The 20344-nt window shown below is 67.0% G+C and carries 18 protein-coding genes and 1 pseudogene; 17 read left to right on the forward strand and 2 right to left on the reverse strand.

The features are described from left to right. Positions 1-10 precede the first annotated feature (10 nt). The 11 genes and pseudogenes from apbC to ING98_12230 all read left to right on the forward strand — a co-directional run bounded on the left by apbC (position 11) and on the right by ING98_12230 (position 11455). Positions 11-1102, forward strand: a complete 1092-nt coding sequence (gene apbC, locus ING98_12180; protein ID MCA3102626.1) for an iron-sulfur cluster carrier protein ApbC — start codon at positions 11-13, stop codon at positions 1100-1102. Between the two features lie 79 nt (positions 1103-1181). Beyond that, positions 1182-1754, forward strand: coding sequence for a dCTP deaminase (locus tag ING98_12185; GenBank protein MCA3102627.1), 573 nt, complete (start codon positions 1182-1184; stop codon positions 1752-1754). Between the two features lie 42 nt (positions 1755-1796). Further along, on the forward strand, positions 1797-4115 hold the full coding sequence (locus ING98_12190; GenBank protein ID MCA3102628.1) for an arginine/lysine/ornithine decarboxylase: 2319 nt from the start codon (positions 1797-1799) through the stop codon (positions 4113-4115). Positions 4116-4128: 13 nt separating this feature from the next. Further along, complete coding sequence (locus ING98_12195; protein ID MCA3102629.1) at positions 4129-5511, forward strand: phenylacetate--CoA ligase family protein; 1383 nt, start codon at positions 4129-4131, stop codon at positions 5509-5511. A 187-nt stretch (positions 5512-5698) separates the two neighbouring features. Then, entirely contained in the window at positions 5699-6250 is a 552-nt protein-coding gene (locus tag ING98_12200) for a (2Fe-2S)-binding protein (GenBank protein ID MCA3102630.1), read from the forward strand. A gap of 25 nt (positions 6251-6275) precedes the next feature. Continuing rightward, a pseudogene (locus ING98_12205) lies at positions 6276-8522 on the forward strand (xanthine dehydrogenase family protein molybdopterin-binding subunit). A gap of 93 nt (positions 8523-8615) precedes the next feature. After that, positions 8616-8987: a sulfur oxidation c-type cytochrome SoxX gene (soxX, locus tag ING98_12210; GenBank protein MCA3102631.1), complete on the forward strand. Its 372-nt coding sequence runs from the start codon at positions 8616-8618 to the stop codon at positions 8985-8987. Further along, positions 8966-9463, forward strand: a complete 498-nt coding sequence (locus ING98_12215) for a sulfur oxidation protein SoxY (GenBank protein ID MCA3102632.1) — start codon at positions 8966-8968, stop codon at positions 9461-9463. Before soxX ends, ING98_12215 begins: the two co-directional genes overlap by 22 nt. 1 nt (position 9464) lies before the next feature. After that, the gene (gene soxZ / locus ING98_12220; GenBank protein MCA3102633.1) at positions 9465-9785 is read left to right on the forward strand and encodes a thiosulfate oxidation carrier complex protein SoxZ; all 321 of its coding nucleotides are present in this window, start codon (positions 9465-9467) and stop codon (positions 9783-9785) included. 22 nt (positions 9786-9807) lie between these two features. Next, a complete protein-coding gene (gene soxA / locus ING98_12225) occupies positions 9808-10617 on the forward strand; it encodes a sulfur oxidation c-type cytochrome SoxA (protein MCA3102634.1) in 810 nt (269 codons plus the stop codon). A gap of 88 nt (positions 10618-10705) precedes the next feature. Beyond that, the gene (locus ING98_12230; GenBank protein ID MCA3102635.1) at positions 10706-11455 is read left to right on the forward strand and encodes a hypothetical protein; all 750 of its coding nucleotides are present in this window, start codon (positions 10706-10708) and stop codon (positions 11453-11455) included. A gap of 13 nt (positions 11456-11468) precedes the next feature. On the opposite strand, the gene ING98_12235 is transcribed toward ING98_12230, so the two are convergent. Both ING98_12235 and ING98_12240 read right to left on the reverse strand, forming a co-directional pair. Beyond that, positions 11469-12050, reverse strand: coding sequence for a dihydrofolate reductase (locus ING98_12235; protein ID MCA3102636.1), 582 nt, complete (start codon positions 12048-12050; stop codon positions 11469-11471). Beyond that, complete coding sequence (locus ING98_12240) at positions 11989-12783, reverse strand: thymidylate synthase (protein MCA3102637.1); 795 nt, start codon at positions 12781-12783, stop codon at positions 11989-11991. Before ING98_12240 ends, ING98_12235 begins: the two co-directional genes overlap by 62 nt. Positions 12784-13395: 612 nt before the next feature. Between ING98_12240 and aroC the strand changes: the two genes are divergently transcribed. From aroC to leuD, 6 genes are all read left to right on the forward strand, one after another. After that, positions 13396-14559, forward strand: a complete 1164-nt coding sequence (aroC, locus tag ING98_12245; protein MCA3102638.1) for a chorismate synthase — start codon at positions 13396-13398, stop codon at positions 14557-14559. Between the two features lie 34 nt (positions 14560-14593). Then, complete coding sequence (locus ING98_12250; GenBank protein ID MCA3102639.1) at positions 14594-15772, forward strand: MFS transporter; 1179 nt, start codon at positions 14594-14596, stop codon at positions 15770-15772. A 209-nt stretch (positions 15773-15981) separates the two neighbouring features. Continuing rightward, positions 15982-16725, forward strand: a complete 744-nt coding sequence (locus ING98_12255; GenBank protein MCA3102640.1) for a M48 family metallopeptidase — start codon at positions 15982-15984, stop codon at positions 16723-16725. A 70-nt stretch (positions 16726-16795) separates the two neighbouring features. Next, the gene (locus ING98_12260) at positions 16796-18190 is read left to right on the forward strand and encodes a sulfatase-like hydrolase/transferase (protein ID MCA3102641.1); all 1395 of its coding nucleotides are present in this window, start codon (positions 16796-16798) and stop codon (positions 18188-18190) included. Positions 18191-18287: 97 nt separating this feature from the next. Beyond that, positions 18288-19703 carry a 3-isopropylmalate dehydratase large subunit gene (gene leuC, locus ING98_12265; protein ID MCA3102642.1) on the forward strand — a complete coding sequence of 472 codons (1416 nt, stop codon included), beginning with the start codon at positions 18288-18290 and terminating at the stop codon, positions 19701-19703. A 2-nt stretch (positions 19704-19705) separates the two neighbouring features. Beyond that, complete coding sequence (leuD, locus tag ING98_12270; GenBank protein MCA3102643.1) at positions 19706-20344, forward strand: 3-isopropylmalate dehydratase small subunit; 639 nt, start codon at positions 19706-19708, stop codon at positions 20342-20344.

A 20344-nucleotide genomic window follows, 5' to 3' on the forward strand; every position in this document is an offset into this window, starting at 1 on the left:
GGAGCCTCCGATGGCATTGAACGAGCAGGAAGTCAGGTCCGCACTCGCCGGATTGACCGATCCGGTCAGCGGCAAGGATTACGTGTCCGCAAAGGCCGTGAAGTCGGTGAAGGTGACCGGCGCCGACATCGCCGTCGAGATTGCGCTGGGCTATCCGGGCAAGGGGGTCTGGGAATCGGTCCGCGCACAGGTTGCCGGGTGCCTGGCAGCCCTGCCGGGGGCGGGCAGGGTCGAGGTCACGGTCGGCAGCCGGATCGTCGCGCATGCCGCACAGCGCGGCGTCAAGCTGATTCCCGGCGTCAAGAACATCATCGCGGTGGCGTCCGGCAAGGGCGGCGTCGGCAAGTCGACTACCGCCGTCAACCTGGCGCTGGCACTGGCTGCCGAGGGTGCGACTGTCGGCATGCTCGATGCGGACATCTACGGTCCATCGCAGCCGACGATGCTCGGCATCGATGGCAAGCCCGAGTCGAAGGACGGCAAGTCGATCGAGCCGATGGAGCGCCACGGGCTGCAGGCGATGTCGATCGGTTTCCTGATAGATGCCGAGACGCCGATGGTCTGGCGCGGCCCGATGGTCACCCAGGCGCTGCAGCAGCTGCTCACCGAAACGAAGTGGCGAGACCTCGATTACCTCGTTGTAGACCTGCCGCCGGGCACTGGCGACATCCAGTTGACGCTAGCCCAGCAGGTACCGGTGACTGGCGCGGTGATCGTCACCACGCCGCAGGACATCGCGCTCCTGGACGCACGCAAGGGGTTGAAGATGTTCCAGAAGGTGAACATCCCGATCCTGGGCATCGTCGAGAACATGAGTACGCATGTCTGTTCGAACTGCGGCCATGAAGAGCACATCTTCGGCGCGGGCGGCGGTGCGCGCATGGGCAGCGACTATTCGGTCGACCTGCTCGGCTCGCTGCCGCTGGATATCCGTATCCGCGAAGAGTCCGGCTCCGGGCGGCCCACCGTGGTGGCCGATCCGGAGGGACGGATCGCGGGTATCTACCGCGACATCGCGCGCAAGGTGGCCCTGAAGATCGCCGACCTGCAGCAGGACCACAGCGCGGCGTTCCCGAAGATCGTGATCCAGAAGAACACCTGAACGTCGGGGCGACTGCTGGAAGGCACCGCATCCAGCGGCACCCTTGGTACCATCGGCCGATGACAACGAGCCCGCCCGCATGAGCATAAAGTCCGACCGCTGGATCCGGAACATGGCCGCCGGCCACGGCATGATCGAACCCTTCGAGGCCGGCCAGGTGAAGGAGGTCGACGGCCGCCGCATCGTGTCCTACGGCACCTCCAGCTATGGCTACGATGTGCGTTGTTCGGACGAGTTCAAGCTGTTCACCAACCTGAACTCGACCATCGTCGATCCGAAGAACTTCGACGCGAATTCCTTCGTCGACCTGAAGTCGGACGTCTGCATCATCCCGCCGAACTCGTTCGCGCTCGCGCGCACGGTCGAGTATTTCCGCATCCCTCGCAACGTGCTGACCGTCTGCCTCGGCAAGTCGACCTATGCCCGCTGCGGGATCATCGTCAATGTCACCCCGCTCGAGCCCGAGTGGGAAGGCTACGTGACGCTCGAGTTCTCCAACACCACGCCGTTGCCGGCGAAGATCTACGCCAACGAAGGCGTTGCGCAGATGATCTTCTTCGAGTCGGACGCGGACGACGTGTGCGAGACTTCCTACAAGGACCGTGGCGGCAAGTACCAGGGCCAGGTCGGCGTCACGTTACCCAAGATCTAGCGGCCGTCGCACGGCAACGCTGCGACGGCGAAAGGTGAACCGATGAAATTCCGCTTTCCCGTCGTCATCATCGACGAGGACTACCGCTCCGAGAACACCTCGGGTCTGGGCATCCGCGCGCTCGCCAAGGCGATCGAGGACGAGGGCGTCGAGATCCTCGGTGTCACCAGCTACGGCGACCTGTCGTCGTTCGCGCAGCAGCAGTCGCGTGCGTCGGCATTCATCCTGTCGATCGACGACGAAGAGTTCACGCCCGGGCCGGAACTGGACCCTGCGGTGCTCAACCTGCGCCAGTTCATCAAGGAAATCCGCTTCCGCAACGCGGACATCCCGATCTACCTGTACGGCGAGACGCGCACCTCGCAGCACATCCCGAACGACGTGCTGCGCGAGCTGCACGGCTTCATCCACATGTTCGAGGACACCCCGGAGTTCGTCGCGCGCCACATCATCCGTGAGGCCAAGGCCTACCTCGACGGGCTGGCGCCGCCGTTCTTCCGCGCGCTCACCCATTACGCGGCCGACGGTTCGTACTCCTGGCACTGTCCCGGCCACTCGGGGGGCGTCGCCTTCCTGAAGAGCCCGGTCGGGCAGATGTTCCATCAGTTCTTCGGCGAGAACCTGCTGCGTGCCGACGTCTGCAACTCGGTCGACGAGCTCGGCCAGCTGCTCGACCACACCGGGCCGGTCGCGGCGAGCGAGCGCAACGCCGCGCGCATCTTCAACGCCGACCACCTGTTCTTCGTCACCAACGGGACCTCGACCTCGAACAAGATCGTCTGGCATTCGACGGTCGCCCCGGGCGACGTGGTGGTGGTCGACCGCAACTGCCACAAGTCGATCCTGCACGCGATCACCATGACCGGCGCTGTGCCGGTGTTCCTGACGCCGACGCGCAACCACTACGGCATCATCGGCCCGATTCCGCTGGAAGAATTCCGCATCGAGAACATACGGCGCAAGATCGAGGCGAACCCGTTCGTGCGCGGCAAGAACAAGAAGCCGCGCATCCTGACCATCACCCAGTCGACCTACGATGGCATCAGCTACAACGTCGAGACCATCAAGGAGATGCTCGACGGCCACCTCGACACGCTGCATTTCGACGAGGCCTGGCTGCCGCACGCGGCCTTCCACGACTTCTACGGCGACTACCACGCGATCGGCGCCGACCGTCCGCGCTGCAAGGAGTCGATGGTGTTCTCGACGCAGTCCACGCACAAGCTGCTGGCCGGGCTGTCGCAGGCTTCGCAGATCCTCGCCCAGGATTCGCAGAAGCGAAAGCTCGACCGCGACGTGTTCAACGAGGCGTTCCTGATGCATACCTCGACCAGCCCGCAGTACGCGATCATCGCGTCCTGCGACGTGGCCGCGGCGATGATGGAGCCGCCGCAGGGCAATGCGCTGGTCGAGGAGTCGATCCGCGAAGCGATCGAGTTCCGGCGCGCCATGCGCAAGGTGGGCGACGAGTTCGGCAACCCGGAGGGCAGCGATGCGGTCGACGGCCGCGCCGGGCGCGGTGGCCGGGCGAAGGGCGTCGAGGACGACTGGTGGTTCAAGGTCTGGGGTCCGGACCACCTGGCCCCGGAGGGCATCGGCGATCGCGAAGACTGGATCCTGAAGTCCGGCGAGCGCTGGCATGGCTTCGGCGACCTCGCGCCGGGTTTCAACATGCTCGACCCGATCAAGGCCACCGTGATCACGCCGGGCCTCGACGTCGATGGCGACTTCTCCGATTGGGGCATCCCGGCGAACGTGGTCACGAAGTACCTCGCCGAGCACGGCATCATCGTCGAGAAGACCGGCCTCTACTCGTTCTTCATCATGTTCACCATCGGCATCACCAAGGGCCGCTGGAACACGCTGGTGACCGAACTGCAGCAGTTCAAGGACGATTGCGATTCGAACCAGCCGCTGTGGCGGGTGCTGCCCGAGTTCGTCTCGCGCAACCCCAGCTACGAGCGGGTCGGCCTGCGCGACCTGTGCGCGCAGATCCACGCGAAGTACAAGGAACACGACATCGCGCGGCTGACGACCGAGATGTACCTGTCGAACATGGAGCCGGCGATGAAGCCCTCGGAGGCGTTCGCCCGCATGGCGCACCGCGAGATCGACCGTGTCCCGATCGACGATCTCGAGGGCAGGGTGACCGCGATGCTCGTCACGCCATATCCCCCAGGTATCCCGCTGCTGATCCCGGGCGAGCGATTCAATTCGACCATCGTCCGCTACCTGCGGTTCGCGCGCGATTTCAACCACCTGTTCCCCGGCTTCGAGACCGACATCCATGGCCTCGTGTCCGAGAAGGTGAGCGGTGGCGCGACGCGCTACTACGTCGACTGCGTGAAGCCGTCGAAGTAGCAGCGCTGCTCGGATGCCAGAAGCCGCCGGGCTGCCGGTACGCTCGGCCATCGAAGGGATCGCCTGGCCGGCGTTCCCTGACCAGGCCGGCGAAGCGCTGCTCGCGATGCTCTGGCAGATGGAGCGCAGCGAACGGTTCGCACCAGCCAGGCTGCGCTCGCTGCAGATGGTGCAGGTTCGCGCGCTGCTGCGGCATGCGGCGGCGCACGTGCCCTTCTACGCGGACCTCTGGGCCGGGCTCGGCCGGGAACGGCTCGGATTCGATCCTGCGGTCGATACGCTGACGCCGAAACGTTTCTCTGCGCTGCCGGTGGTCACGCGCGAGATGATCCGCGGCGCGGGCGAGGCGGCATTCAGCAAGACGGTGCCGCAGGCGCACGGTGCCGTGCAGACCTCTCTCACCGCGGGCACCACCGGTGCGCCGCTGCACTTCCGCACGACCGGGCTGACCCAGTTCATGTGGCGGGCATTCTCTCTGCGCGACCACCTCTGGCACCGGCGAGACCTGACCGGCAAGCTCGCCATGATCCGCTCGACCCCGGGGGGGCGCGCTGAAGCGCCTGACTGGGACCGGGCTGCCTCGGCGCTATGCAGCACCGGACCCGCCGTCGGTTTGCCCGTCGAGCACGATATCGTCGAGCAGGTCGCGTGGCTGGTCGAGCAGAATCCGCACAGCCTGATCACGCATCCCGGAAATCTCTATGCGCTTGCGGGCTGGTTCAGCGGGCATGGCTTGAAGCTGCCGCGCCTGCGCGACATCCGCACGGTGTCCGAGCGGGTCACGCCGGAACAGCGGGCCGCGTGCCGCGCCGCCTTCGGGCGGCCGCTGGTCGACTCGTACTCGACGCGCGAACTTGGCTACCTCGCCCTGCAATGCCCCAGGCACGAGCACTACCATGTGCAGGAAGAGGGTGTGCTGCTGGAACTGCTCGACGAGGGTGGGCAGCCGGTGCCGCGAGGTCGGGCGGGACGGGTGGTGGTCACCTCGCTGCACAATTTCGCCATGCCCTTCGTGCGCTACGACACCGGCGACTACGCGATCGCGGGTGCCGCGTGCGACTGCGGGCGCGGGCTCGCCGTCCTGGACCGGATCGTCGGCCGCGGGCGCAACCTGATATCGATGCCCGACGGCAGCCGCCGCTGGCCCGGATGCGAACTGATTTCGCTCGACGTCGTGCCCGGTATCCGCCAGCACCAGTTCGTACAGACCGCGCTAGACCGCGTCGAGTTGCGGCTGGTCGCCGACCAGCCGCTCGGCGCCGCCGACCAGGCAAGCCTCGCCGCCGTCGTTCGCGAGCGCCTCGGCCAGGGGCTCGAGCTTGCGGTGGTGAGGGTCGACCACCTGCCGCGCTCGGCCGACGGTGGGTCCGAAGCGTTCGTGAATCTCCTTTCGTAGTGAATCGAGATACGACCGTCGGCTGCATGACTCATCTACGACGCGTTCCCGGCGGGCTCATGCCCGAAGCTGACGGAAACTGTCCGAAGCTTGACCCGACTGCCACCCGCGACTTACGCTTCGCACGACTTGGCGGCAAGTCGACCCAAGAACGACGCACCGCTGTGTACACCCCCAGGAGGAGTCGATGCTGTCACTGAACGTCAATGGCAAGGCCGTCACGGTCGATGCCGAACCCGGTACGCCCCTGTTGTGGGTGCTGCGGGAGCAGGTCGGGCTGACCGGCACCAAGTACGGCTGCGGCGTCGCCCAGTGCGGCGCATGCAGTGTGCACATCGATGGGCAGCTGATCCGGTCGTGCGTAATGCCAGTGTCGGCGGTGGCCGGCAAGCGGATCACCACGATCGAGGGGCTGTCCGCGGATGCCAGCCACCCGGTGCAGAAGGCATGGGCCGAGTTCGACGTACCGCAGTGCGGGTACTGCCAGTCGGGCCAGATCATGGCGGCAGTCGCGCTGTTGCGCGCGAAGCCGAAGCCCACCGACAAGGACATCGACGACGCGATGACCAACATCTGCCGCTGCGGCACCTACCAGCGCATCCGTGCGGCGATCCACAAGGCCGCCGGCACCGCCAAGGGCAGCGGCAACGGGTCTGTCTTCCATGTGGTCGGCGAGACCGGCGCCAGCGCGACGCTTGCCGCCAACGGCACCGACCGCAGCCCGGCCAGCGACGCCTGAACCAGCGCACACGGAGACAGACACCATGACCACGAAGATTTCCAAGGGGTCGGCGCAGGTTGGCAATGCCGGCATCGACAGCGCGGCCAGCCTTGGCCGCCGCCACTTCATTGTCGGCAGTGCAATGGCCGGTGGCGGCCTCGCGCTGGGCATCAGCATTGCCGGTGGCGCACGCGATGCCGTGGCGCAGATGGTCGATGCCACTGGCACGCCCGAGATCAACGCCTGGGTCGTCGTGCGCCCCGACGACACCACGGTGGTCCGCGTCGTGCGCTCCTAGATGTGGCAGGGCACGCACACCGGGCTGGCGCAGCTGGTCTGCGAGGAACTCGAATGCGACTGGAGCAAGGTGACGCTCGAGGCAGTCACCGCCGGCCGTAACCTGGCACGCAAGCGCGTCTGGGGCGACATGTCGACCGGTGGCAGCCGCGGCATCCGCGGCTCGCATGACTACGTCCGCCGCGGCGGCGCAGCCGCCCGGATGATGCTGATGCAGGCAGCGGCCGATGGCTGGCAGGTGCCGGTGGGCGAACTGACTGTGGCCAACGGCGTGATCAGCCATGCCGCGAGCAGCCGCACCGTACGCTACGGCCAGGTCGCCACGGCGGCTGCGAAGCTCACCCCGCCGGATGCCAAGTCGATCAAGCTGAAGGATCCGCGCGCCTGGAAGATCGCCGGCAAGCCGATGCGGCGGCTCGACACCGCACCGAAGGTCGACGGCAGCAAGGTGTACTCGATCGACGTCAAGCTGCCCGGCATGCTCAATGCCGCGGTGAAGCAGTGCCCGGTGTTCGGCGGCAGGCTGGTCTCGTTCGACCAGGCCAAGGTCACGGGCATGCCCGGCGTAAAGGGCGTGGTACGGGTCAACGACACCACGGTGGCCGTGGTCGCCGATACCTGGTGGCGCGCGAAGACCGCGCTCGATGCATTGCCGATCGTCTGGGACGAAGGTCCGAATGCGAAGGTGAACAGCGCCAGCATCGCCGCGCACCTCCGTACCGGGCTGACCTCGGGCGACGCGTTCGCTGATTCCGATTACGGCGATGCACCAAAGGCGATTGCCGCCGCCCCGCGCAAGATCGAGGCGGTCTACACGACACCGTTCCTCGCGCATGCGACGATGGAACCGATGGTCTGCACCGCGCGTATCACCGCCGATCGCGGCGAGATCTGGGTGGCCACTCAGAACCAGGAATCCGCACTGGCCGCGCTGGCCGAGACCTCGGGCCTGCCGCTCGCCCAGTGCGAGGTGTATAACCACGACCTTGGTGGCGGCTTCGGCCGCCGGGTGACGGTGCCCGACTTCATCCGCCAATCGGTGTCGATCGGAAGGCAATTCCCCGGCGTGCCAGTCAAGATGATCTGGAGCCGCGAGGAAGACCAGTCGCACGACTTCTACCGGCCGATCTCACAATGCCGGCTGGCGGCAGGCCTCGACGCGAAGGGCAACCTCACGGGGCTGCACATCCGGGTGTCTGGCCAGTCGATCAATGCCGCGCTGAATCCTGCGGCGATCAAGGACGGCAAGGACGTGCGCCAGTTGCAGGGGTTCTGGAAAGAGCCTGGCGATGCGCAGATCGGATACACGGTGCCCAACATGCGCATCGAGTACGCGATGCGCAACACGCACGTGCCGCCGGGGCCGTGGCGCGGCGTCAACACCACGCAGAACGGCGTCTACCTCGAGTGCTTCATGGATGAGGTGGCGAGACTCGCAGGCCGCGACCCGCTCGAGTTCCGCCGTGCGCTGATGGCCAGCCATCCGAAGCACCTGGGCGTGCTGAATGCGGTCGCCGAGCGGGCGGGCTGGGGAAAGCCGCTGCCGAAAGGCGTGTTCCGCGGCATTGCCCAGTTCATGGGCTACGCCAGCTATTCGGCCGCCGTCGCGGAAGTCAGCGTGAATGCGAAGCGGCAGGTGAAGGTGCATCGTCTTGTGCTCGGCACTGATTGCGGGCATCAGGTCAATCCGGACCAGATCGCCGCACAGGTCGAGGGCTCGGTCGCCTACGGCCTCACCGCCGCGTTCTTCGGCGAATGTACGGTCGACAAGGGCCGCATCGTCGAGACCAACTTCGACCGGTACCGGATCATGAAGCTCGCAGAAATGCCAATGGTCGAGACGGTGATCGCACCGACCTGGGATTTCTGGGGCGGGGTAGGCGAGCCGACGATCTGCGTGTCTGCTCCGGCGGTGGTGAACGCGATTGCCGCCGCCATCGGCCGGCCGGTGCGTAACCTGCCGCTGAAGAACGAGGGCTTCACCTTCATCTGACCGCGGCGCGAACAAGGACAGTCCGTGGCAGCCTGCGCCCCGCCGATTGCGCGCGTCGCCGGCTGCCTGTCGGGCATCCTGCTTGTGTCGGTAGTGGCTGCCGCCGGTCTGAAGTCTGCCGATAGTATCGAGCAGCCGCTGGTATCCGGCAGTGGCGATCCGGCGCGTGGGCAGATGATCGCATTCGGGCGGGACGGGAACTGCCTGCTCTGCCATCCGGTTGCCGATGCGGGGCGGCCGGTCGGGAACCTCGCACCGCCGCTTGATCGCGTCGGCGCGCGGCTGAGCGCTGGCCAGCTCCGTCAGCGCATGGTCAACCCGTCACTCGTCAACCCGCATACCATCATGCCTTCCTATTTCGTGGTCGACGGACTGCGTCAGGTCGCCGGCCCCTGGCGCGGCAGGCCCTTGCTGGATGCGCAACAGATCGAGGATGTCGTCGCATGGCTGCAGACGCTGAAATGAACGGTCATGGCCGCCGGTCGTTCCTGGCGCTGGCTGGCGGCAGTGCGCTGCTGCCGCTGCTTCTGCCGGACGCGCAGGCGCAGATGCCGACGGCCCCACCACCGCTGGGCAGTGGCTATGCACTGCTGGTGCCGAAGGAGACCGGTGGTGCATCGGTGCGCGCCGCACGCGTAACGGTCGATGTGCCGGCGCTTGCCGACAATGGTCATGCGGTACCGGTACGCATCGTCGTGCAGAGCTCGATGCGCCAGGATGATCACGTACGCAGTATCACGCTGCTGTCGGATCGAAATCCGAGGCCGGTGATCCTGAAAGTGTGGCTGGGCCCGCAGGCTGGTCGTGCCGAACTGGCTACCCGCGTGCGCCTGAACGGTACGCAGCGCATCGTTGCGTTGGCAGAGATGTCCGATGGCACCTGGTGGTCGGGCCAGGCCGACGTGGTCGTCACCGAATCTGCCTGTCTCGACGGATCCTGAGATGGTGGCGCGCGTACGCATCCCCGAAGTTGTCAAGCGCGGTGAACCGTTCGATGTGCGGATCGCGATCCAGCACGCGATGGAGACTGGCTTCCGCTTCGACAATTCGGGCCGCACGATCCCGAGGAACGTGATCCACACTCTGGTTGCGCGCTACGACGGTGTCGAGGTCTACCGCGCCGAGCTCGGGTCCGGCATCGCGGCCAACCCGTATCTGCAGTTCTGGATCACCGCGCAAGCGAGCGGCGTACTCGAACTATCCTGGGTCGATGATGCGGGCGTCACGGGCAGCGAGCGCATACCGGTCACGGTACGCGGCTGACCTGGCGGGCCCAGGCCGGACGATGCGTGCAACTACCCTGGCACCCTGGCTGATCGGCCTGGTGTTCGCCTGCGCCGGGTGCACGCCCCGCGAGCCGGGTAGCGGTGGTCATCCGCCCCTGCCGGATCGTCCACTGCCGCTGCAGCAGGGCAGCGCGTTCGCGCCGAAGGCGCTGCAGGCAATGCAGGCCGACGAGTTCGAGAATCCAGGCATGCTCTGGGTCGCCCGGGGCGCGAAGCTGTGGCTGCAGCCCGAAGGGCCGCAGGCGCGGTCATGCGCGGGCTGCCATGGTGAGGGCAGTTCGATGCGCGGCGCTGCCACCCGCTATCCGCAGGTCGACCAGGCCAATGGGCAACTGGTCGACCTCGAAGGCCGGATCAGGCAGTGCCGCAGCGAACGCCAGCAGGCTTCGCCACTCGACTGGGAGTCGGAGCCGCTGCTGTCGCTGGTGGCCTACGTTGCCTTTCAGTCCAGGGGGCTGCCGATCCGGCCCGCGATCGATGGTGCGGCAAGGCCGTTCTTCGAGCGTGGCCGCGAGCACTACCACCGGCGAGTCGGCCAGATGAACCTGTCCTGCAGCCAGTGCCATGATTCGAACTGGGGACGCCAGCTTGGCCCCGAGACCATCAGCCAGGGCCACGGTACGGGCTATCCTGTCTATCGACTCGAGTGGCAGGGTGCCGGGTCGCTGCAGCGGCGGTTGCGCAGTTGCCTGTCGGGCGTGCGCGCCGAGATGTTTCCGTATGGTGCAGTGGAGCACCTCGAACTAGCCTTGTACCTCGCATGGCGCGCGGAAGGCCTCGCCATCGATGCACCTGGCGTGCGGCGCTAGGCCTCGACCACGCGTTGGCGCAGGCGCTCGGGTTTAAGCTACGCAAAGTCCGGGTCGTCCCGGCCACGCCACCCGAGGGAGTCCCGCCATGCAGATCCGCCGTCTCTCAGTCGCCGCGTTCGCGGCGCTGGTCCTCGTCACCGCCGGCTGCGCGACCGACCCGTCGGTGCCGGCCGTGGAAATCGTCCATGAACCTGGCGCGTTGCCGTCCGGCAGCGTACTGACCTACGCCACGTTCAACGCCTACAACGATGCACCGCGCGCTACCGTGCGCCAGGTATACGGACCCGCCGGATCACGGATCGAGGGGATGGATTACCAGATTCCTGCGGAGAACGCGTTCGGTTCCAGCCAGACGATCTTCGTCAACCGCGTGCTCGATGCGCGCGGCGCCATCGTCCGCCTGGAGCGCGCCGACGGCAGCAGCGTCGCGTTCGAACCGCCGATGCGGGTTTTGCCGTTCCCGCTTCGTCCGGGTGCACGCTTCCGGCAGACGCTGGTGGCGCGCGAGTCCGACGGTTCGCCGCCGCGCCGGGTGATCGTGACCGGTTACAGCGCAGGCTGGGAGACGGTGAAGGTCCCCGCTGGCGAATTCCGTGCGCTGCGCGTGGTACGCGACGTGTTCCTCGGCGACCAGCGTTTCTACCGGACCGAGACGATCCGCAAGGAAGTGGACTGGTTCGCGCCGTCGATCGGGGCGGTCGTCCGTTCCCAGGAGGACAGTTTCAACGAAGACCTGATGTCTGGCGGCGGCGAGGCCGGCGGCACGCTGGTCATGCAGGGCGACTGGCTGCGCTGGGAACTGCAGTCGGTGACGCGCAAGGGCCTGCCGGAGTGATTCGCCGCCGTTCTCAGGCGACTGGCGCGTCTGCGATGCGGTCGAGCCGTTCGAAATCATAGGCGAGGGACTGCCCCGGGCCGGCTTCGACACGCTCCTGGCCGGACGCCCGGAAGGCTGCCCGGTCGAACGGTGGCATCAGCACGTCGCCATCGATCTCCGCGTCGATCGTCGTGAGGTGGATGCGTCGTGCCAGCGGCAGCGCCTGCGCGAACAACTGGGCCCCGCCGATCACGAACGGCTCTTCGTCGCCGGCGCAGGCGCGCAGCGCTTCATCCAGGGAATGGACGACGATCGCGCCCTCGACGGCATACGCCGGGTTGCGGGTGACGATCACCGAGGTCCGCCCTGGCAGCAGGCGGCCGATCGACTCGAACGTGTTTCTCCCCATCACGATATGGTGGCCGAGCGTGATGCGCTTGAAGCGCTGCAGTTCGGACGGCAGGTGCCACGGCATCGCATTGCCGCGGCCGATCACGCGATTGCGCGCCATCGCGACGATCAGGGACGGTGGGGGCAGGCCGGTCACCGGTTCACACCGCGATCGGTGCCTTGATCGCCGGCCACGGGTCGTAGCCTTCGAGCGTGAAATCATCGTGGCGGAACGCGTACAGATCGGTCACCGCCGGGTTCAGCCGCATCGACGGCAGCGGCCGTACCGAGCGCCGCAACTGCTCGTTCGCCTGCTCCACGTGGTTCAGGTAGAGGTGGGCATCGCCGAGCGTGTGCACGAATTCGCCCGGTTTCAGCCCGCACACCTGCGTGACCATCAGGGTCAGCAGCGCATAGGAGGCGATGTTGAACGGTACGCCCAGGAACACGTCGGCGCTGCGCTGGTAGAGCTGGCAGGACAGCCTGCCGTCGGCCACGTAGAACTGGAACAGTGCATGGCAGGGCAGCAGCGCCATGCGCTCCAGCTCGCCGACGTTCCAGGCGGACACCACCAGGCGGCGCGAGTCGGGGTTGCTGCGGATCTGCTGGACGATCTGCGTCAGCTGGTCGATGGTGCGGCCGTCCGGTGCCGACCAGCTGCGCCACTGCTTCCCGTACACGGGCCCGAGGTCTCCGTTCGCATCGGCCCACTCGTCCCAGATCGTCACACCGTGCTGGTGCAGGTAGCCGACGTTGGTGTCGCCCTGCAGGAACCAGAGGAGTTCGTGGATGATCGATTTCAGGTGCAGCTTCTTGGTCGTCACGAGCGGGAACGTGTCGGCGAGGTCGAAGCGCATTTGCCAGCCGAACAGGCTGAGCGTGCCGGTGCCGGTGCGGTCGGACTTGCGGTTGCCGCGATCCAGGATCGCGCGCATGAGTTCGTGGTATTGCTGCATCGGTTTCGCACCTTGGCGCGATGGGCAGGGATGGCTGGACGTCCGCCGATTGTATCGCTGGTCGCTTGCCGTGCTGGTGCTGATCGAGGCGACGGGGTACCTCGCATGCAGGGGCTGGTGCGGGATCGAGGCGACGGGGTACCTCGCTTGCAGGGGCGGTGCGGGATCGAGGCGACGGGGTACCTCGCTCCGCTCATGTCCCCCGGATCGGGCTCGTGTCCGAGCCCGATCCTCCTCCTCTACTTCGCTCCGCGAGGTACCCCATCACCTCGATCAGCGCAGGTGCCGTGCCGCGGTCGCGACGGTGCCTCGCTATACAGCACGGCGGTCGCAACGGCGCCTGGTCGCGCGGCACGGCGGTGGAATGGGCGCGTGCATCGGGTTGCCGACGGAGTGAGGTAGAGGAGGAGGCCCGGGCCTGCGCGAGCAGGGCCGGGCCGGGGGACACGAACGGAGTCGGCAACCCGGTGCGCGCGTCCAGGCGCTCCCTGGGTAGAGCGTGGCAGCCCTGCGCCAGCGCTACGGGCACGGAGGAGCAGGGGGGCGAATGCTAGACTTCAGGCTCCACAGCAATCGCGGTCGCCCGGCCACCGGGCGCCTGTCGCCTACCCCATGTCCGGAAGCACGCTCGGTACCCTGTTCACCGTCACCTCGTTCGGCGAAAGCCACGGCCCAGCGATCGGCTGCGTGGTCGATGGCTGCCCGCCGGGCATGGCGCTGACCGAGGCCGACATCCAGATCGAACTCGACCGGCGCAAGCCCGGCACGTCGCGCCACGTGACCCAGCGGCGCGAGGACGACGTGGTCGAGATCCTGTCGGGTGTGTTCGAGGGCCGTACGACCGGCACGCCGATCGGGCTGTTGATCCGGAACGTGGATGCACGCAGCAAGGACTACTCGAAGATCAAGGATACGTTCCGGCCCGGCCATGCCGACTACACCTACTGGCACAAGTTCGGCGAACGCGACTACCGCGGCGGCGGGCGCAGTTCCGCACGCGAGACCGCAGTGCGCTGCGCCGCCGGTGCGATCGCGAAGAAGTGGTTGTTCGAGCGCCATGGCATCGTCATCCGCGGGCGCATGTCGCAGCTCGGGCCGATCCCGCTCGGGTTCAAGTCGTGGGACGGCGTGTATGACAACCCGTTCTTCTGTGCCGACCCCGACATCGTGCCGGAGCTCGAAGCGTTCATGGACCGCCTGCGCAAGTCTGGCGATTCCTGCGGCGCGAAGATCACGACGGTTGCCACCGGCGTGCCGGTGGGCTGGGGCGAACCCGTGTACGACCGGCTCGACGCCGATATCGCCTACAGCATGATGAACATCAATGCGGTGAAGGGCGTAGAGATCGGCGCCGGCTTCGATGCGGTGACCCAGCCGGGCACGGTGCATGGCGACGAGCTGACGCCGGACGGTTTCCTGTCGAACCATGCCGGCGGCGTGCTCGGCGGCATCTCGACCGGACAGGACATCGTCGTCCACGTGGCGGTCAAGCCGACGTCTTCGATCCGCCTGCCCCGGCGGTCGATCGACCGCAGCGGGGCACCGGTGATCGTCGAGACCACCGGGCGCCACGACCCGTGCGTCGGTATCCGGGCGACGCCGATCTGCGAATCCATGCTGGCACTGACCCTGATCGACCATGCGCTGCGCCACCGGGCGCAGAACGCCGACGTGGTGGTGTCTACGCCGCGCATCGCTGCGCTGGCGCCGTCGGCGGACAGCGCAGCGCCTGCCGCCGCCGCCACGCGCGAGGACTCGGACCCATCCGAGGCCTGAGCCGCCGGCCGGCGACGGCACGGCTGCGACCACGATGAGCTCATCGTTGCCCGCCCGCACCGCGTGGTCGCTCGGTGCGTTCTATTTCTTCTACTTCGCGTACGTCGGCGGCTTCACGCCCTACCTGAGTCTCTACCTGGACTCGGTGGGCATGAGCGCGGTGCAGATCGGGATGTTGATGGCGGTCAACCAGTCCTCGCGCATGTTCGCGCCGATGCTGTGGGGAGTGCTGGCCGACCGGCGCGGCAGCCGGATGCATATCGTGCGCCTGACTGCACTGGCCGGCGGCATTGCGATGTTCGGACTGTTCGCCGGCGACAGCTTCGGCGCGCTGTTCGTCACGCTGCTGGTGATCAGCTTCTTCACCAGTGCCACCATGCCGCTGGCCGAGGCGACCACCTTCGGGCATGTGCGTGGCGATACCGGGCGTTATGCGCGCACCCGGCTCTGGGGCTCGGTCGGCTTCATCTTCTCGGTGGTCGGCATCGGCTACTTCCTCGACTTCGCGACCCTGCGCGACTGGCTCTGGCTGGTGATCGCCATCTATGCCGTGGCGCTGGTCGCGACCTGGCAGGTGCCGGAATCTTCGGCCCATCGGTCGGTGCGGGAGGAGGTGCCGGCTCGCACGATCCTGATGCGCCCGGAGGTGGCCGGACTGCTCGGTGCCTGCTTCCTCATGGCGACTGCGCACGGTGCCTACTATTCGTTCTTCTCGGTGCACCTGGTAGACAACGGCTACAGCAAGTCGGCCGTCGGCTGGCTATGGGCGCTCGGGGTGGTTTGCGAGGTCGCCGTGTTCTGGTGGATGCCGCAACTGGTCGCGCGCATCGGGTTGTACCGGCTGCTGGTGGCGACGTTCGCGATCGCCGTGGTGCGCTTCCTGATGATCGGCTGGCTGGTCGGATCGCCGACCGCGCTCGTGCTGGCGCAGGCGATGCACGCAGCGACCTTCGGCGCCTACCATGCTGCGGCCATCGGCCTGATACACCGCTGGTTCCAGGGAGCGCACCAGGCGAAGGGGCAGGCGCTGTATACCGCACTGTCGTTCGGGGCCGGCGGGACGCTCGGTGGCTTCGCCTCTGGCCTGGTCTGGTCGTCGTTCGGCCCGGCCATTACCTTCACGCTCGCCGCGTTGGCAGCCGGCCTGGGTTTCGCGCTGCTGCTGGCCATGGTGCGCGGGCGGGTCCCGGAACATCCGCCCCCCGCGGCATGAACGGCTGCGATAATGTGCGGGTCAGGCGGTGCCACGCCGGGGACGCGTCCTGCGTGCCGGCGCGAGGGTCTCGATCGTGCGCCGCGGAACGGGAGGAGAACTGAATGAACGCCATCGACGAAGCGCCTGAAGCCTGCAGCCCGCGGCGGACGCCGCGCAGCCTTCGGTCGGCGGCTGCCGCATTGCTGCTTGCGCTCGGCCTCGGGCCGATGCTGGTGAGCTGCGAGACCGCACCGATCTCCGGTCGCAGCCAGCTGATCCTTCTCTCCCCCGGCGAGGAGGTCAAGCTCGGCCTGCAGGCCTACCAGGAGATACTGAAGAAAGAGAAGATCTCCACCGATCCGGAGAAGACCGCGCTGCTCGCCCGGGTTGGCGCTCGCATCGCCGCGGCCACCGGCCGCACCGATTTCCAGTGGGAATTCCGGCTGATCGAGAACGACAAGCTCGTCAACGCCTTCTGCCTGCCGGGCGGCAAGGTCGCGGTCTATACCGGCATCCTTCCGATCACCCGAGACGAGGCGGGGCTTGCTGCGGTGATCGGCCACGAGATCGCGCATGCCACCGCGCGCCACGGTGCGGAGCGCATGAGCCAGGGGCTGCTGGTGCAGGCGGGACTCACCGCTGGTGCGATCGCCGCCGGTGCCAGCGGCCGGGATTCGGCATCCACGCAGGCGCTGCTCGGTGCGCTCGGTGCCGGCGCCACGCTCGGGGTGATCCTGCCGTTCTCGCGCCTGCAGGAGACCGAGGCCGACCGTCTCGGCCTGACCTACATGGCACGGGCAGGCTACGATCCGCGCGCTGCGCGCGACCTCTGGGTGCGCATGGCCGACGCGTCCGCGAAGATGGGCCGTTCCACCCCGGAATGGATGTCCACGCATCCGTCCAACGCCAGCCGCATCCGCGACATCGAGGCGATGCTGCCCGAGGCCCTGGCGATCTACAAGCCACGCTGACGCCGGCAGCGGCGGCACCGACGATCACGACAACGAATACGAATCCGATAACGACGAGGGAGTGCGCACGGTGAAGCGTCCCAACCTGCTGGTAATCCTGATCGACGACCTGCGCTTCGATGAATTCGGTGCGGGTGGCCACCCGTACATGAAGACGCCGAACATCGACCGTATCGCACGCGAAGGCGCGCTGTGCGACCGCGCGTTCCACACCACGCCGCTGTGCTCGCCGAACCGCGCTTCTATCGTCACCGGCCAGTATGCGAGCCGGCACGGCATCATCGACAACGTCGCGCGCGACGCGCACAGCCATCGCCTGCCCAACTACCACCTCGCGCTGCAGAAACTCGGCTACGAAACCGCGCATGTCGGCAAGTGGCACATGGGCAACGAGGGCGGGCCGCGTCCCGGCTACGACTACTGGGTCAGCTTCGACGGTCACGGCAACCTGTTCAACCCGCGCCTCAACGAAGACGGCGTCTACACGCAGTACGAGGGCTACATCACCGACCTGCTCAACGAGCGTGCGGTCGAGTTCGTATCGCGGCCGCGCGACAAGCCGTTCTCGCTGTTCTTCGCGCACAAGGCGGTGCACCCGGACGCGGTGCAGGCGGCCGACGGCAAGCTCACGCTCGACCCGGGCAATGGCTACAAGCCGGCGCCGCGCCATGAAGGACTTTACGAAGGCGCGATCTTCCCGCCGCGGCCGAACGTGATCCCCATGGCGGAAGTCGTGAAGGACAAGCCGGTCTGGCGCGAGGCGTTCGAGATCAAGTCGACCGAGACCTCGCAGGCGCTGCTCGAATCGGTGAAGAGCGGCGACCAGGAAGAGATGCGACTGCGCGCCCGGATGATGGCCTCGGTCGACGAGGGCGTCGGCCAGTTGTTCGACGCGCTCGAGAAGAGCGGCCAGCTCGACGACACGTTCATCCTGTTCCTGGGCGACAACGGGTACTTCTTCGGTGAGCACGGGCTGGGTCTCGAGCGCAGGTTCGCCTACGAGGAGGGCATCCGCTCGCCCTTCATCTTCCGCTATCCGCGCCGGGTGAAGGCGGGCACGAAGATCGACGACCTGGTGCTTGCGCTGGACATCGCACCGACCTGCATCGAACTGGCCGGTGGCACGCCCGGGCCGCAGGTGCAGGGGCGCTCGCTGCTGCCGCTGATGGAAGGCCGGCCGCGCGGTACCACGCCGGGCTGGCGCGACTCGATCCTGTGCGAGTACTTCAGCGAGAACGCCATGCCCTGGCTGATCGGCATGTCGTACAAGGCGGTGCGCACCGACCGCTACAAGCTGATCCACTGGGTCAACCGCGGCGACGACGGCGAACTGGATGAGCTCTATGACCTCGACCGCGATCCGTACGAGATGAACAACCTGATCGATGACCCGGCCTGCGCCGAGGTGCGCCGCACGCTGCGGGTGGAACTGGGCCGGCTGGTGGCCACGTCGGTCGGGCTGTAGCGGGTCGCCGCCATCCGTTGGCGGCGGCCCGGCCGGCGTGCCGGCCGGACGGGGTCCATGACATAATCACGGGTTCATCAACGCTGTGCCCGAGACCATGGCCTCCACGCTCTACGACAAGTTGTTCGACAGCCACGTCGTCCATCGCCAGGACGACGGTACCGTGCTGCTCTACATCGATCGTCACCTCGTCCACGAGGTGACCAGCCCGCAGGCATTCGAAGGGCTGAAGATCGCCGGGCGCAGGCCCTGGAACATCAACTCGATCATGTCGACGGCGGACCACAACACGCCGACGCGCGACTGGGCCGGCGGCATCAAGGATCCGGTGTCGAAGCTGCAGGTCGACACGCTGGACGCCAACATCCGCGAGTACGGTGCGCGCGCGTACTTCCCTTTCCTGTCGAAGCAGCAGGGCATCGTGCACGTGATCGGGCCGGAGCAGGGCTTCACGCTGCCGGGTACCACGCTGGTCTGCGGCGATTCGCATACCAGCACGCACGGTGCGCTGGCGGCCCTGGCGTTCGGCATCGGTACCTCCGAGGTCGAGCATGTGCTGGCGACGCAGACGCTCGTGCAGAAGAAGGCGAAGTCGATGCTGGTCAAGGTCGAGGGCGACCTCGGCCCCGGCGTCACCGCCAAGGACATCGTGCTCGCGCTGATCGGCAGGATCGGCACTGCGGGCGGGACCGGGCATGCGATCGAATTCGCGGGCTCCGCGATCCGCGGCCTGTCGGTCGAAGGCCGCATGACCCTGTGCAACATGGCGATCGAGGCCGGTGCCCGTGCCGGCATGGTTGCGGTCGACGAGAAGACGATCGAATACGTCAAGGGCCGGCCTTTCGCGCCAAAGGGCGAGCAGTGGGATGCCGCCGTCGCCTGCTGGCGCACGCTGGTCAGCGACGAAGGCGCCGGGTTCGATGCCATCGTCGACTTGCCGGCTGCGTCGATCGAGCCCCAGGTCACCTGGGGCACCAGCCCGCAGATGGTGGTGCCGGTCGGCGGGCGCGTGCCCGATCCGGCGGACGCAACCGACCCGGTGCGCCGTGACGGCATCGAGCGCGCCTTGAAGTACATGGGCCTGAAGCCCAACACACGCATCCAGGACATCGCGATCGACAAGGTGTTCATCGGTTCCTGCACCAACTCGCGCATCGAGGATCTGCGTGCGGCGGCTGCCGTGGCAAAGGGCCGCAAGGTGGCGCCGAACGTGAAGCTGGCGATGGTGGTGCCGGGTTCCGGGCTGGTCAAGGAGCAGGCGGAGCAGGAAGGCCTGCATGAAGTGTTCACCGCCGCCGGGTTCGAATGGCGCGAGCCGGGGTGCTCGATGTGCCTGGGCATGAACGATGACCGGCTCGAGCCGGGCGAGCGCTGCGCGTCGACCTCCAACCGCAATTTCGAGGGCCGGCAGGGCGCGGGCGGACGCACGCATCTGGTCAGCCCGGCCATGGCTGCCGCTGCCGCGGTGTCCGGGCATTTCGTCGACGTGCGCACGCTTGTCAAGGGGGCCTGATCATGGACAAGTTCATCCGACTGAACGGCCTTGCCGCGCCGCTCGACCGTGCCAATGTCGACACCGACGCGGTGATTCCGAAGCAGTTCCTGAAATCGATCAAGCGCACCGGCTTCGGCCCCAACCTGTTCGATTCCTGGCGCTACCTCGATACCGGCGAGCCCGGCATGGACAACAGCAACCGGCCGCTGAACGAAGACTTCATCCTGAACAAGACCCGGTTCCAGGGCGCGCAGGTGCTGCTCGCGCGCGAGAACTTCGGCTGCGGGTCCTCGCGCGAGCATGCGCCGTGGGCGCTGCAGGATTACGGCTTCAAGGTCGTCATCGCCTCGTCGTTCGGCGACATCTTCTACAGCAACAGCCTGAAGAACGGATTGCTGCCGATCCGGTTGCCGAAGGAGGCGATGGACGTGCTGTTCGACGAGACCCTCGCCAGCGAAGGCTATCGGCTGGATATCGACCTCGCCGGCCAGAAGGTGACCACGCCGTCCGGACGGCAGTTCGATTTCGACATCGAGCCGTTCAGCAAGCATTGCCTGATGAACGGGCTCGACGAAATCGGCCTGACGCTGCAGCACGCGGACGACATCCGTGCATTCGAAACGAAGCACAGGGCTGCCCAGCCCTGGCTTTTCCTCTAG

The organism is Rhodocyclaceae bacterium (assembly GCA_020248265.1).
Taxonomy (GTDB): domain Bacteria; phylum Pseudomonadota; class Gammaproteobacteria; order Burkholderiales; family CAIKXV01; genus CAIKXV01.